Origin of the sequence: Sutcliffiella horikoshii (genome assembly GCF_002157855.1) — a bacterium.
Classification (GTDB): domain Bacteria; phylum Bacillota; class Bacilli; order Bacillales; family Bacillaceae_I; genus Sutcliffiella_A; species Sutcliffiella_A horikoshii_C.
Genome location: NZ_CP020880.1, coordinates 3,172,571 through 3,184,815 on the forward strand (window position 1 = coordinate 3,172,571; position 12,245 = coordinate 3,184,815).

Below are 12,245 nucleotides of genomic sequence, written 5' to 3' on the forward strand. Positions count from 1 at the left end.
AAAAATGTAAAAATTTGTAGTAGGAGTGAATTAATTGTCATATCAAGTAATCCAGGTATCTGGAACTATATTAAACAAAATCGAAAGTTTCTATAAAGAACATAAGATAGATAAACTTCCAGCAGGGGCTGTTTTCGTCGCCAAATCTCCCACTTGTAATATTACCGCATACAAGTCGGGAAAGGTTTTGTTCCAAGGAAAAGGAGCAGATGAGGAAGCGAATATTTGGAAGGGTTTCGGGGCAACGGCTGCTCCGTCTAAATCTAGCAAAAAGGCAACCACCGTGTCATCATCAGGAAATAAAGTGAAATCCTCCCTGCCTGCAGGCTTTGCTTCCCTTTCTGTCATCGGTTCTGATGAAGTAGGGACAGGAGATTACTTTGGCCCGATTACGGTTTGTGCCGCTTATGTTAAAAAAGAGCAGATGGCCATGTTGAAAGAACTGGGTGTACAGGATTCAAAAGCATTGAATGATGAAAAGATAGTAAGGATAGCAAAAGCAATCTTACCGCATGTTCCTTATAGTCTATTGGTTTTACATAATGAAAAATATAATGAATTGCAACAGAGTGGTATGAGCCAAGGGAAAATTAAGGCGTTGCTGCATAATAAAGCATTGCAACATGTATTGGATAAGATTGCTCCGGAGAAACCTGATGCGATACTGATTGACCAGTTTGCAGAATCAGGGATCTACTATCGCCATGTCGCTCAGCAGAAGAACATTGTTCGTGAAAATGTCTATTTTCATACAAAAGCGGAAGGCCTTCACCTTTCCGTGGCAGCGGCGTCTATTATCGCTAGGTATTCTTTCTTAAAAGAGATGGATAAGCTAAGCGAACTTGCAGGTATTACAATACCTAAAGGTGCGGGGTCAAAAGTGGATGCTGCAGCTGCAAGGGTGATTGAAAAGCACGGAGAAAGTTTTTTGAACAAGGTGGCGAAAGTCCATTTTGCCAATACGTTGAAGGCAAAAAAGCTGGTCAGATAACTTTACCAATTGAAAGTTCGTTTACAGTTGGTTGTCTTGTGCTATAATTTGTGTATACACATGATTGAAGAAGCCAAAGTGTTGGACGCACTTTGACTTAACAGAGCTCTTTTCTCAAAGATTGTTGCTTACTACTAGTAAAAAGTCGGCACTTTGACTTTTTACTGTACTCTCAAACAAATTATTGCATGATACTTTTCTTGTCCATTCAGGAAAAGAGCACGACAGCAACAATTGTAACGAGGGTGTCAAAAATACGTAATAGCAACAAAGGATGCGAAAAGAACCCAACAGTATAAGTTCCGCAGAAGCACGGCTACTGTGGAGTCGAACGTAATAAGTAACTCACCCGACTGCCTAACAGCGAATTAGAAGTCACGGGTGGGTTATTTTTTTGTCATTTCTTTTATTAGCACGATTACTAGATTTACAAACGCAAAGAGGAATAGTCCTGATGTGAGGAATAGCTGCATCTCGCTCATACGGTCACCCCCGTTCTCCACAGGGATTCACCGCACCACCCGTTCCTATTATACTGTCCACTCTATTATACCATTCTATCGAAAAAACAGAACACACGTTCTTATAAATCGTTCAGAATACCTAGTTTTGCATTAACGGTTGATCTCCGTTACAGGCGCTTCGCTTTTCTGCGGGCGGTCCGGGAGCCTCCTCGGCTTCGCCTGTGGGGTCTCCCTTGTCCCTTCTTCCCGCGGAAGTCTTCGCGCCTTTCACTGCGATCAACTAGGGTTTTGCATTTTCAAGAGAATCAAAAAGGGATCCCGTTTGGAATCCCTTTTTTTATTAGCTTCTTAATACTGCTTCGAATTTTTCTTCTACTGCTTGAAGTACTTTTGTGTGGACTTTTGTTACTTCTTCGTCTGTTAATGTGTGTTCTGGGTGGTAGTAACGTAATGCGAAAGCGACTGATTTTTTGGATGAGTCGATTTTGTCTCCTTCGTATACGTCAAATACCTGTACTTCTTTTAGAAGGGAACCACCAGTTGTCTTGATGACTGCTTCTAGTTCACCTGCTGGAGTTTCACGATCCACTACAAGCGCGATATCGCGGCTGATGGATGGGAAACGCGGAATTGCTTCGTATTGGATTTCACCGATACTTTCTCCAAGTAGTGCTGTTAAGGAAAGCTCGAACACATATGTTTCAGGCAGGTCCAGCTCATTTAATTTCTCTGGATGAAGCTGACCGATGAACCCAATGCTCTCACCGTCCAGTAAGATTTCTGCTGTACGTCCAGGGTGTAAGCCATCTTTTTCAGCACGGTTGTAAGTAATCGCTTCATTCACACCAAGCATAGAGAACATGCCTTCCAAGATTCCTTTGGCTACAAAGAAATCAACAGCTTTTTTCTCTCCCTGCCATGGATGTTGCTGCCATAGACCTGTCAACGCACCAGCAAGTCGCTCTTTTTCTTCAGGTAACACAGTGCCCTCTTTTCCAATGAACACAGAACCGATTTCATAAACAGCATTTGCTTGCAAAGAACGAGCAATATTGTGTTGAAGCGCTTCTAGAAGATGAGGCACTAAGCTTAGTCGCAGCGTGCTTCTCTCTTCACTCATTGGCATGGCAAGGCGGATCGCTTTTCCATCTTCAAGGGCGAATTGTTTTGCGCGTTCGTCACTCGTTAGGGAGTACGTGATGTTTTGAATCAGACCAGCACCCTCAAGGTAACGGCGAACTTTACGACGCTTTGCTTGATAGGCAGTCAGCACACCAGGTGTTGCAGCACTTACAGGTAATGTCGTTGGAATATTGTCATAACCGTAAAGACGAGCGACTTCCTCTACAAGATCCTCTTCAATCGTGATATCGCCACGACGAGTCGGAACCGTTACGGTGAAGCTTCCATTGTCTTCTGTTACGTCAAATTTAAGCTTTGTGAAAATATCTTTCACTTCCGCAGCAGTGATGGAAGTACCTAAAACAGAATTTATCTTTTCTACAGTAGTAGACACAACTGCAGGTTCTGCTTTTAATGTGTTCACTTCCACAGAACCACCGACCACTTCACCGCCAGCATATTCTGCCATAAGGGCAACTGCTCTTTCTGCCGCTTCATGAGTACGGTTAGGATCGATTCCTTTTTCATAGCGGGCACTTGCTTCACTACGAAGACCGTGGTCTTTGGAGGCTTTTCTGACAGTAACTCCGTTAAAGTATGCGGACTCCAATAGGATCGTCGTTGTGTCAGATTGAACCTCTGAATTCGCTCCACCCATGACACCGGCAAGCGCAACTGGCTCTGAGCCATTTGTGATCACAAGGTGGTCTTCTGTTAGCGTACGCTCTGCATCATCAAGCGTCGTTATTTTCTCATCCTTGCGAGCACGGCGGACAAGGATTTCTTTACTGCCAAGGCGATCATAATCGAACGCATGCAATGGCTGACCGTATTCTAGTAAAATGTAGTTTGTGATGTCGACCACATTGTTGTGTGGGCGGATTCCCGCTGCCATCAGACGACCTTGCATCCAAAGCGGTGAAGGACCGATTTTCACGTTTTTCACTACTTTTGCAACATATAATGGGTTGTCTTCAAAAGCTTCCACATTTACAGAAATATAATCTGAAGCTTCTTCGCTGTTTGTTTCATAATCTGTGGATGGCCACTTTACGTCACGGCCAAGGATTGCGCCGACTTCATAAGCCACACCTAGCATGCTTAGTGCATCTGAGCGGTTAGGCGTAAGACCTAGTTCCATCACTTTGTCGTTGCGGTTGAGGTATTCTAGTGCATCTGTACCGACTTCCACCTCATTCGGGAATACGAAAATTCCTTCCGAAAATTCTTTGGCAACAAGCTTAGAACCTATTCCCAACTCTTGTAGGGAACAAATCATCCCATTGGACTCTTCGCCGCGAAGCTTTGCGCGCTTTATCTTAAAATTACCAGGAAGCACTGCCCCAACTGTTGCCACAGCCACTTTTTGGCCTTTGTCTACATTTTTAGCTCCGCAGACAATTTGTACAGTTTCCCCTTTTCCAAGGTCCACTTGACATACGTTCAATTTGTCCGCATTTGGATGCTGTTCCTTTTCTAAAACGTGGCCGACTACGACACCGTTGATTCCGTCGTTCAGCACTTCCACGCCTTCTACTTCAATACCGCTTCTTGTAATTTTCTCTGCCAAGTCTTCAGCAGAAATATCATCTATATTTACGTAATCTTTTAACCAATTGTAAGATACTAACATGATTTCCCCTCCTCTTAAACTCGATTGAATTGCTTCACAAAACGTTGATCGTTCGTATAGAAATGGCGGATATCGTCAATGCCGTAACGAAGCATCGCAATGCGCTCAGGTCCCATTCCAAAAGCAAATCCTTGATATTTTTTCGGATCATATCCTGACATTTCAAGCACGCGCGGATGAACCATACCCGCACCTAAAATTTCTATCCAACCAGTTCCTTTACACATGCTGCATCCTTTACCTCCACATTTCGCACATGTCACGTCGATTTCAACGGAAGGCTCTGTGAACGGGAAGAAGCTAGGACGAAGACGGATTTCACGGTCTTCACCGAACATCTTTTTCGCAAAAGTTTCAAGCGTTCCTTTAAGGTCACTCATACTGATGTTTTCGTCAATAACAAGTCCTTCGATTTGCGTAAACTGATGGGAGTGAGTCGCATCGTCATCATCACGGCGATAAACTTTACCAGGACAGATGATTTTGATAGGTCCCTTTTCTTGATTCGCTTCCATTGTTCTTGCTTGAACAGGAGACGTTTGCGTTCTTAACAGTATCTCATCAGTAATGTAGAAAGAATCTTGCATATCACGAGCCGGGTGATCCTTCGGCAAGTTTAATGCTTCAAAGTTGTAGTAATCCGTTTCCACTTCCGGTCCTTCTGTGATCGTGTAGCCCATTCCTAAGAACAGGTCTTCGATTTCTTCAATGACTTTTGTTAGAGGGTGTGGGTTTCCAGTTGGTGCCGGACGGCCAGGTAACGTTACATCAATCGTTTCAGATGCAAGCTTCTTCGCTACTTCCGCTTTTTCAAGCTCAGCTTGTTTTGCTTCAATTTTCTCCGCAACATTTCCACGGACAACGTTAGCCAGTGCTCCCATTTTCGGGCGTTCCTCTGCAGAAAGCTTACCCATTCCTTTTAAAATTTCCGTGATTGGTCCTTTTTTTCCAAGGTACGCCACACGGACTTCATTTAGTGCTTTTAAGTCTTGCGCTTGTTCTACCTGCTCAATGGCAAGCGTCTCTAATTCCTTCAATCGTTGTTCCACATCTATTCCTCCTTGGTTCATTTTTGACAAATAAAAAACTCGCCCCTCAAAAAGGGACGAGATATTCGCGGTACCACCCTAGTTAACAAAGACAAAAATACTCTTTGTTCGCTCTGTTCCAGATAACGGCTATCTAACCGGTCCACCTTTACAGCAACTTCTGTGGGCTGCTGGTCCAAGTGTCACTCAAGAGGTGAAATCTTCACTCATTCTTCCTTTAAGATGCTTTCAGTCTGCGGCACCTTTTCCCTGATAAGGTCTGAAACGAGCTACTTGCCTCTCTCATTGCTTTGTTCAGTATGTAACTATTGTTATATTATATTGAAAACAAGTGACGGATGCAACTCTATCCGCGTAAAAAATACATTAAAATTCCCGCTGCAACCCCGACATTCAAGGACTCGCTCTGACCATGAATCGGGATGTACAGGTTCTGATCTGTCATCTCTAAATGTTCCTGGGCCATTCCTTTCCCTTCATTGCCAAGAATGAGGGCGAAAGACTCAGAAGGTTGGACTTCCTGGTACGGGACACCGTTTTGCAGGGAGGTTCCGTAAACAGGCGTTTGTAGTTCCTTACACTCCTTGATATAGCTTTTAAGATCGCCTCTTGCAATCGGTAAGTGAAAAATCGACCCTTGTGTGGACCGAATCACTTTTGAGCTGTATAAATCAGCGCATCCTTCTCCTAAAATAACCATGTCCATTCCAGCAGCGTCCGCTGTTCTAATCATGGTGCCCACATTTCCCGGATCTTGAACATTATCTAGTAGAAGAATTTTTTGGTTAGGTTGTATTTTTCGTTCGTTTTGTTCCGGAATGCGGCATATTGCTGCGACTCCTTGAGGCGTTTCCGTTTCACTGATTTCTTTTAATACATTCGGAACAGCGTAAATAAGTTCCACATGGTTGAGATCCCATTCGCTCGGTATGGAACGGTCTTCAGAAATAATGACTTCTTCTACAAGGTTGTCCACTTTCAGAGCCTCTTCCACCAAGTGAAAGCCTTCAATGATAAATGTTCCGGACTGTTCACGTTCTTTCTTTTTCTGCAGTTTTTTCCACTGTTTCACTTTATTGTTCTTGACCGATTCTATATGTTTCAATGCTTGTTTCTCCTTTTCCGCTACTCAATACTGCTATTATACGCATTTTGCCCACATAATTAAACCATCTATTGGACATGCTATGTGTTGATACTATTTTTCCTACGAGGTGATAAGGATGAATTTAAATTTACGTCATGCGATCCGTCAGAATGTGGAAGGAAATTCTCAAGACCAGCTTAGAGAGACAATCTTAGATGCCATCAATAAAGGCGAAGAAAAAATGCTTCCAGGTTTAGGCGTGTTGTTTGAAGTAATTTGGGAGAATTCTTCTGAGCAGGACAAAGCTGAAATGCTCTCAACTTTAGAGGATGGATTGAAATAGTATTGGATCAAAGGCAGCTCCTTTTTGAGGGGGCTGTTTTTTATTTGAGCTTGTAGGTTCTCCTATACCTTGATCCGCAGTGTGTTAGTCCTAGAGAGTAGATCATTTTGGAAGTGGTTGAATTCGTTGCTAACCCTAGAAATTCTTTTAATTCTAGATGCGTGATGTTTGGACCGAAAAGCAAGCGGTAATCTTCCAAGGTTGCTATATGGGCATCTTTAGATTTCAAATTGCATTTGGCACAAAACCATGAACCACTTTGCCTGTTCATTGGAATATTTGAACAACCTGGGCATTGAACTCCGTTTATTATTTCGTTACGGTCTATATCATATCGTTTAAGGATGTTAACAACCTCCTCGCAATGCTGCTTTAATAATTTTCGCGAAATCTTTAGCAATTCTTTTTCAGTAAACATGGACGAATCGAATTGTTGATTCAGCTCTTCCAGTTTTGAAAAAAGATTGTGTGCATGCATGACGGATTGGGAAGCTTTCACTCGGGAATCTGACCTTATAATTGTCTGGGGATTGGTAAAACAAACAAGGGATTTTATTGGGGGTCGCTTCATCTTTTGACTTTCTATAAAAGAATCTAATCTTAATTTCTGTTTTTTTACTTGATCTAGTGGATTATAGAATCCTTCTTCTATGCCATTTAATGTCCGGATAAATTGAGCAAAATGATTTTCAAAAGTGACTTGGCCGATGATGTTTTTTATTTCAATGATGAGGAAGTATTTTGAGGTTAAGAGAAGGACATCCATTTGGAAGCAGTAGTTGCTAGATGATTGGAGTCTTAATGCATGCAAGATATAGTATTTACGCTCATCCAAAAACGATAAATGATACTCCATGGACTGCTCACCTTTGTAGCCTGCCATTCTTTTTGCAAGATCTTGCTCAATTTGAGGTCTTTTAGGGTGATTTTTATCAATTCTTATTAACAATGCTTCTAGCTTTTTGATTGTTAACGGTTTTTCTAATGGTTTTATTATCATTTTTCCCTCCAAATAGTTTAATTGAGTTAATATTACCATGTTATAACAATGGTGTGCAGAAAATTACCAGAGTTGGTGCCGTTTTATAGTGAGTTCGTGCGGAAATGGACCAAGTTCGTGCCGAAATTGCTCGAGTTCGTGCCAAAACACACTGAGTTCGTTCCAAAAAGAATTTTTACCTAATTTCTACCAAAAAAGACACCAATAACCCCTTACTTCCTATCTAAAAACGAAAGGCCCGCCGAGGCGAGCCTTCCAAAAACCTATCAATCAAACGTCAATCTGCTGACAGTATCAGCATCTAACTTCTTAATAACTTCCGCAATCAATTTCACCGCGTTCTCATAGTCATCACGGTGCAACATTGCTGCGTGAGAGTGGATGTAGCGCGTTGCGATGGTGATGGATAGTGCCGGTACACCTTGAGCTGTCAGGTGGATGGCACCGGAATCTGTTCCGCCTCCTGCAACAGAGTCAAACTGATATGGAATTTCCATTTCGTCGGCTACACCTGTAACGAAATCGCGTAAACCTTTGTGGGAGATCATGGATGCATCATAAAGGATGATTTGTGGACCTTTCCCCATTTTGCTTAGTGCTTCTTTTTCCGTTACGCCTGGAGTATCTCCTGCGATCCCTACATCCACGCCAAATCCGATGTCAGGTTGGATCAGGTTAGCGGAAGTTTTCGCACCACGAAGGCCAACTTCCTCTTGAACTGTACCTACTCCGTACACCACGTTTGGATGGTCTGCGCCTTTTAATTGCTTTAACACGTCAATCGCGATGGCACAGCCGATACGGTTATCCCAAGCTTTTGCAAGAAGCATTTTTTCGTTGTTCATGACAGTGAATTCGAAGTAAGGAACAACCTGGTCACCAGGGCGAACTCCCCATTCTTGTGCTTCTTCACGGCTGGATGCACCGATGTCGATGAACATGTCTTTGATGTCTACCGGCTTTTTGCGTGCTTCTGGAGGTAGGATGTGTGGTGGTTTAGAACCGATCACACCTGTAACGTCCCCCTTAGAAGTTACAATTGTTACTCGTTGTGCCAACATTACTTGGGACCACCAGCCGCCCACCGTTTGGAAGCGAAGGAATCCGCGGTCATCAATATGTGTAATCATGAAGCCTACTTCGTCTAAGTGACCTGCAACCATTACTTTTGGTCCGTCCGCTTTCCCGACTTTTTTAGCAATTAAGCTTCCAAGTCCGTCTGTGAATACTTCATCAGCAAATGGCGTTATGTATTTTTTCATTACGTCGCGTGGTTCTTTTTCGTTGCCGGGAATACCCTTGGCATCTGTTAGATCTTTTAACATTGTTAATGTTTCATCTAGCTTTGTCATGTATTTCGACCCCCTTAATAAATATCAATCCAACAATTATTATACAGAAAACTCTTACTAATGTAAAAAGGATTAGTAACCTTGCTGTTGTCTTTCGTGATTCACCTGATTTTTTTCTAAGTATGCCTGCTCTACTTCCGCCCATTCAAAACCTAGCATTTGACCCATTTGAATGTAGGAATCCAGTAATAGATAGTAATTCTCTTCAGACAAATCTTCTTTAAAAGTAGAGACCAGCTGATAGACTCTATTGAATTGCTCAGTTAGCGTGGCTGCTTCTTCCGCAAGTCCTCTAGAAGTTTCCGTGCCGTCATACCCAAAGGTCAATCCAAGGGATAAAATAAAATGCACCCCGTCCACATACTCTTCAAGTATTACTCCGCGTTCAGCAGGGGGCTTTACACTCCAAAACTTAAAGCAGCGAGTTTCATTCGCCAATTCCCCTAACTCTACAAGCAAAGCTAATATTTTTTCATCAACCAAATCCTCTTTTCTCAGTCCATGTTGTGATTCAATTTTTGCATCAAGCTCTCTTTGCATGTCATATAAACGTCGTAAATTCAAAAATATCGCCTTCTTTTTAAAAAATTTTATAAAAAATGAAACTTTATGATACCTACACCCGTATATAAGGTATTTTATAATACAAACTGTATTTTTGCGAAGGAGTAGCAAATATGTTTATGATTCTCATTCGTCTTGCTTTACTTGCACTTTTTGCTTTTATTATTTATTCCATTTTTAAGTATCTCCTGAATCCAAAAAGGAAGCTTGAGATTGCGCATGAACAGAAGAATTTTTACCTTCTTGATCAAAGAAGTAATGTACGGAAGAATTTTCTCCTGACCTATAAAGGGGTCATGTTTGAAGGGGAAAAATATTTGGGGACGACAGACAGGGCTTTTGAGGTCATTTCCATTTTTATCTGGCCGAAGAATCCCGAAAAGTTGCAAGGATTGAAAAAGCATGACTTTGAATTTATTCAAAAAGAAGTACGAAAACAATACCCGGATGCTTTGATTGATTGGAAAAGTCCTATTAAAGAGTTTTTAAAAGGTGAAAGAGGTTTACGCTAAGTAGCGTTAACCTCTTTTAACCTTAAAAGGCAATCCTTATTAATGAAGGATTGCTGTATAACTACAATTATTAATTAGCTTCTCCTATCTGCGTCACTATTACTTTACCATTCTCGTCTAATAAAGGGGTGAGTGCGCATCCTTGCGCACTCCATGTGTATAAATAATTAACACCTGTTTGACGATCAACCCATATAGATATTAGGCTACCCTGTTGAGAAGTTTGTACCAACTTCTCATCAAAACGTTTATCATCTGTTTTATCTTTTTTATTGAACATCATTTACCACTCCTTATAAATACTTTAAAATACTTAATCTAATTTCCCATTGAAAAATAATACTGAATGTTCACTCAAATCTATACAGTAAATTTTATTGTTTTCCAGTAGTTAACTATCTAACCCATTTTTCTTGTATGAGTAAATAAAGATAACTAAAGCAATGATGAACCAACCAGAGAGAACACTAATATCAGTTAGGTTCCACTGATATCCAGTTTCGGAATATATGCTGTTTGCAAAGTTTGTTCAGGATATTACCTCTCCCTCTTCGGCACCTTAAACAACCAATGTTGAATCTGGATACATACATACAGAACGATTCACTTAACTCCTAGTGTGCTAAAAGATATTCTTTCACAATATAGCATATAAGTGAAGATTCTTGCTGCACTTTAATAGTCTAATACGCAAGATAAAATTACTCTTCTTCTGGCATAAAATAAAGAATGAGCGCTGATCTTTTTTTCTAGAATCGCGCCCTTTCGTGGAATAACTAACATATGTCTTGATCCTAAAATCACTCTACTTTTTATGTCTGTTCTCTGTTCTCAATAATTTGATATATTTCTCTTCATGCTCCGAAGTAGCATAGATTCTATACTGCCAAAACGCTAACAGACATTTTTTAAATCTCTCCATATTTCCTATTCTATTAGATAATTCCGCCACCTCTAAAAGAACTATCATACCCTCTTCAAATTGACTGCATTTACATTGAAACAAAGCATAAGCATAGCGAAAATCTAAATACATTTTTTCTTTTAACCATGGTTCCTTACTTACAGCCATATCATTAATAATATGTTTATATTTTTTTATTAACCCTTTAGCATCATCTATCCGATTTAATCGAACATACGTCTCTAATAATCTAGGCAAGCCCACATACAAATCTTCTCTTCCCTCAAGCCAGGAGAGATATTCATCAACATATTCTGAGTGGCCAAAGTCCAATAGTGCAACATATCTATTACCAACTGATGTATCCGCAAAAAAAATGTTTATATGGGCATACTGCTTTATAAGATCTAGCACTTCTTCAAGCGAGGCCCCTAATCTAGTCAAAGCAAAGCTCTTATACATTAGAGCCCGCCCATAGTACTCGCCTTCAGATGCCAATTTCTCTAATTTTTCAGCATAATTCAGTACCTGGCTCCAATCTTCGCGCCGATAGTAATCTGCCATGATCCACATGAATGCTTCCTTCCTATTTTCAATTGGCATATTTGCTAGTTGATCTAGTAAATGAGTTAGTGCATGCTGGCCCTCGTCTGTCATTCTTACGATATAAAACTTCCGAAAATAGCTAACCGATATTTTTTCAGAGAAGCGATCCAACTCATTATCAATAATTACCTCATAAAGAGGTAGTGCTTGCTTTTCTTTACCTTCATGAAAAAGCATTTCCGCCACTGAAAAGATGTATAGTAAGTTTTTCTTTCTAATTGTTTTCGAATTTTCTTCTAACATAAAACTTAATAAATCATTACAATGCTTTATATACCCTTTGGCTGCGCACTTATATAAGAACTGAGTACTTCGGCGCTTATCGATACGGCTTCCTTCGTTCAAGCATTCTTCTATATAGTGTGAATAGAGTGTACCTTCTGCTAGTCCGAAAGCACTTGTAATGGCATCTAAATTTTGCAAAGAAAGTGGCTGTCTATGATTTAGTATACGACTTATCTCGCTTATATGAATTCCGGAATTTTTCGAAAGCTCCGTTTTATTCCAGTCTTTCCACTGCATATATTTTTGTATCTCTTGAAAAAGTACAACGTTCATAATTCATATTCACCCTATTCTTATGATGAGATTAACATATTTCATTATAAAAATTTGATA

Annotated in this window: 11 protein-coding genes and 1 other annotated feature; of the genes, 3 read left to right on the forward strand and 8 right to left on the reverse strand. The window is 40.7% G+C overall.

Features of this window, described 5'->3' with window-relative positions:
• Positions 1-34: 34 nt before the first annotated feature.
• Positions 35-991, forward strand: coding sequence for a ribonuclease HIII (gene rnhC, locus B4U37_RS16405; protein WP_088019059.1), 957 nt, complete (start codon positions 35-37; stop codon positions 989-991).
• An 804-nt stretch (positions 992-1,795) separates the two neighbouring features.
• Here rnhC and pheT read toward each other — a convergent pair.
• The 3 genes from pheT to B4U37_RS16420 form a co-directional block, all read right to left on the reverse strand.
• On the reverse strand, positions 1,796-4,210 hold the full coding sequence (gene pheT / locus B4U37_RS16410) for a phenylalanine--tRNA ligase subunit beta (protein ID WP_088019061.1): 2,415 nt from the start codon (positions 4,208-4,210) through the stop codon (positions 1,796-1,798).
• A gap of 14 nt (positions 4,211-4,224) precedes the next feature.
• Complete coding sequence (gene pheS / locus B4U37_RS16415; RefSeq protein ID WP_010195708.1) at positions 4,225-5,259, reverse strand: phenylalanine--tRNA ligase subunit alpha; 1,035 nt, start codon at positions 5,257-5,259, stop codon at positions 4,225-4,227.
• A 49-nt stretch (positions 5,260-5,308) separates the two neighbouring features.
• Positions 5,309-5,554 (reverse strand) — a binding site (T-box leader).
• Positions 5,555-5,605: 51 nt separating this feature from the next.
• Positions 5,606-6,364: a TrmH family RNA methyltransferase gene (locus B4U37_RS16420; RefSeq protein ID WP_088019063.1), complete on the reverse strand. Its 759-nt coding sequence runs from the start codon at positions 6,362-6,364 to the stop codon at positions 5,606-5,608.
• A 118-nt stretch (positions 6,365-6,482) separates the two neighbouring features.
• Here B4U37_RS16420 and sspI point away from each other — a divergent pair, with 118 nt between their 5' ends.
• Positions 6,483-6,689 carry a small acid-soluble spore protein SspI gene (gene sspI, locus B4U37_RS16425; protein WP_010195705.1) on the forward strand — a complete coding sequence of 69 codons (207 nt, stop codon included), beginning with the start codon at positions 6,483-6,485 and terminating at the stop codon, positions 6,687-6,689.
• Positions 6,690-6,729: 40 nt separating this feature from the next.
• Here the strand turns inward: sspI and B4U37_RS16430 are convergent, their stop codons facing one another.
• The 3 genes from B4U37_RS16430 to B4U37_RS16440 all read right to left on the reverse strand — a co-directional run bounded on the left by B4U37_RS16430 (position 6,730) and on the right by B4U37_RS16440 (position 9,605).
• Positions 6,730-7,689 (reverse strand): nuclease-related domain-containing protein, encoded by a 960-nt coding sequence (locus B4U37_RS16430; protein WP_157663814.1) that lies wholly within the window; start codon positions 7,687-7,689, stop codon positions 6,730-6,732.
• A gap of 266 nt (positions 7,690-7,955) precedes the next feature.
• On the reverse strand, positions 7,956-9,041 hold the full coding sequence (locus B4U37_RS16435; RefSeq protein ID WP_088019066.1) for a M42 family metallopeptidase: 1,086 nt from the start codon (positions 9,039-9,041) through the stop codon (positions 7,956-7,958).
• Between the two features lie 72 nt (positions 9,042-9,113).
• On the reverse strand, positions 9,114-9,605 hold the full coding sequence (locus B4U37_RS16440; RefSeq protein WP_088019068.1) for a dUTP diphosphatase: 492 nt from the start codon (positions 9,603-9,605) through the stop codon (positions 9,114-9,116).
• A 113-nt stretch (positions 9,606-9,718) separates the two neighbouring features.
• On the opposite strand from B4U37_RS16440, the gene B4U37_RS16445 reads away from it, so the two are divergent.
• Positions 9,719-10,117 (forward strand): sigma-w pathway protein ysdB, encoded by a 399-nt coding sequence (locus B4U37_RS16445; protein ID WP_088019070.1) that lies wholly within the window; start codon positions 9,719-9,721, stop codon positions 10,115-10,117.
• Between the two features lie 70 nt (positions 10,118-10,187).
• Here the strand turns inward: B4U37_RS16445 and B4U37_RS16450 are convergent, their stop codons facing one another.
• Together B4U37_RS16450 and B4U37_RS16455 are read right to left on the reverse strand one after the other, a co-directional pair.
• Positions 10,188-10,400, reverse strand: coding sequence for a DUF6440 family protein (locus B4U37_RS16450; protein ID WP_244951524.1), 213 nt, complete (start codon positions 10,398-10,400; stop codon positions 10,188-10,190).
• A 522-nt stretch (positions 10,401-10,922) separates the two neighbouring features.
• Positions 10,923-12,185 (reverse strand): helix-turn-helix domain-containing protein, encoded by a 1,263-nt coding sequence (locus B4U37_RS16455; RefSeq protein ID WP_088019073.1) that lies wholly within the window; start codon positions 12,183-12,185, stop codon positions 10,923-10,925.
• Positions 12,186-12,245 lie beyond the last annotated feature (60 nt).

Bases quoted from the DNA above. Each gene is read 5' to 3' on its own strand.
- pheT (WP_088019061.1), bottom strand. From the start codon at position 4,210: ATGTTAGTATCTTACAATTGGTTAAAAGATTACGTAAATATAGATGAT.
- B4U37_RS16435 (WP_088019066.1), bottom strand. From the start codon at position 9,041: ATGACAAAGCTAGATGAAACATTAACAATGTTAAAAGATCTAACAGAT.
- B4U37_RS16430 (WP_157663814.1), bottom strand. From the start codon at position 7,689: ATGATAATAAAACCATTAGAAAAACCGTTAACAATCAAAAAGCTAGAA.
- B4U37_RS16455 (WP_088019073.1), bottom strand. From the start codon at position 12,185: ATGAACGTTGTACTTTTTCAAGAGATACAAAAATATATGCAGTGGAAA.
- sspI (WP_010195705.1), top strand. From the start codon at position 6,483: ATGAATTTAAATTTACGTCATGCGATCCGTCAGAATGTGGAAGGAAAT.
- B4U37_RS16450 (WP_244951524.1), bottom strand. From the start codon at position 10,400: ATGATGTTCAATAAAAAAGATAAAACAGATGATAAACGTTTTGATGAG.
- B4U37_RS16445 (WP_088019070.1), top strand. From the start codon at position 9,719: ATGTTTATGATTCTCATTCGTCTTGCTTTACTTGCACTTTTTGCTTTT.